Annotated in this window: 2 protein-coding genes; both read right to left on the bottom strand. The window is 63.4% G+C overall.

Annotation, left to right across the window (positions count from 1 at the left end; genetic code table 11):
- On the bottom strand, positions 1-794 hold a 794-nt coding region (locus tag D6877_RS08825; RefSeq protein ID WP_130910544.1), incomplete at its 3' end, for an acyl-CoA dehydrogenase family protein.
- Positions 795-797: 3 nt separating this feature from the next.
- A partial coding sequence (locus tag D6877_RS08820) for an enoyl-CoA hydratase/isomerase family protein (protein ID WP_130910507.1) occupies positions 798-1634 on the bottom strand: 837 nt, incomplete at its 5' end.

The raw sequence follows: 1634 nt of genomic DNA, 5'->3' as shown, positions 1-1634 counted from the left end.
TAGGCCAGCGCCGCTTCAAACGCCGCCCGGGCGATACCCAATGCCTGCGCGGCGATGCCGATGCGTCCGCCTTCAAGGTTGGAGAGGGCAATCGCCAGGCCCTTGCCACGCTCGCCGAGCAGATTGGCCTCGGGGATGCTGCAGTTGTTCAGCGTCACCGCGCAGGTGTCGGAGGCGCGGATGCCCATTTTGTGTTCGGTGCGATCGACGATGAAACCCGGTGTGTCGGTCGGCACCAGAAACGCTGACAGGCCTTTTTTGCCGAGATCCGGATCGGTTACCGCGAAGACGATCGCCAGCTTTGCCCGTTTGCCATTGCTGACAAATTGCTTGGCGCCGTTGATCACCCATTGGCCGTCGCGCAGTTCGGCGCGGGTGCGCAGGTTGTGTGCTTCGGAGCCGGCCTGGGGTTCGGTCAGGCAGAAGCAACCGATGGTCTGCCCACTGGCCAGATCGGCCAGCCAGGTCTGTTTCTGTTCGTCGCTGCCGTAGTTGAGCACCGGGCCGCAGCCTACCGAGTTGTGAATGCTCATGAACGCGCCGGTCGCGCCGTCACCGGCAGAGATTTCCTCGACGGCCAGGGCATAGGCGACGTAGTCGACGTAAGTGCCGCCCCATTCCTCGGGCACAACCATGCCGAGCAGGCCCAGCTCACCCATCTTCGCCACCAGCGCGTCGTCGATCCAGCCAGCCTTTTCCCAGGCCTGGGCGTGGGGCGCGATTTCGCCACGGGCAAAATCCCGGGCCATGTCGCGGATCATCACTTGTTCTTCAGTCAGTTCGAGATCGTGCATGACTCAGCTCCCGCTCTCATCAAAACCATGGAAGAAGCTCGTCACCTGCGCAGCGTCCAGCTCAGCGACGGTCGGCGGGTTCCAGCGCGGTGACTTGTCCTTGTCGATCAGCAGGGCGCGCACGCCTTCGATCAGGTCACCACGGGCAAACCACTGGCGATCCAGATGCAGCTCCAGCGCAAAGCAGTGCTCCAGGCTCAAGTGCCTGCCGCGACGGAGCATTTCCAGGGTCACGGCCATGGCCAGCGGCGAGCGGGTTTCCAGCAGATCCGCCGTGGTGAGCGCCCATTCGTGGCTGTCGGCGACAGTGACGGCGCGCAATTGCTCGATCATGCTCGGCACGTCGGGCAAGGCGAAGAAGTGGTCGATGGCCGGGCGCAGTGCCTCGAGTGGTGCGTCCGGCAGGGTTTGCACGGCGTGCTTGGCCAGCAGGTTTTGCAGCGACTTGAGCGGCGTGTCCTGCCACTCCATCTGATCGAGTTTCTCGTCGAGCAGCGCCAGTTTGCTGCTGTGCAGATACCAGTCGGCGAGGCCGCAGTAAAGCGCATCGGCGGCGCGAATCTGCACGCCGCTGACGCCCAGATAAATCCCCAGTTCACCGGGGATGCGTGGCAGGAAATAACTGCCGCCGACGTCAGGGAAATAACCGATGGCCACTTCCGGCATCGCCAGTCGGCTCTTCTCGGTGACCACGCGCAGATCGGCGCCTTGCACCAGGCCCATGCCGCCGCCGAGGACAAAACCGTCCATCAGGGCCAGCACCGGTTTGCGGTAGTGATGAATCGTCAGGTCGAGGGCGTATTCCTCGACGAAGAAATCTTCGTGCAGCGTGTCGCCGCT

Origin of the sequence: Pseudomonas sp. Sample_9, assembly GCF_004307535.1 — a bacterium.
GTDB lineage: Bacteria > Pseudomonadota > Gammaproteobacteria > Pseudomonadales > Pseudomonadaceae > Aquipseudomonas > Aquipseudomonas mercuritolerans.
Note: the sequence above shows the minus strand (reverse complement) of the source record. Positions and strands in the feature narration are given on the sequence as shown.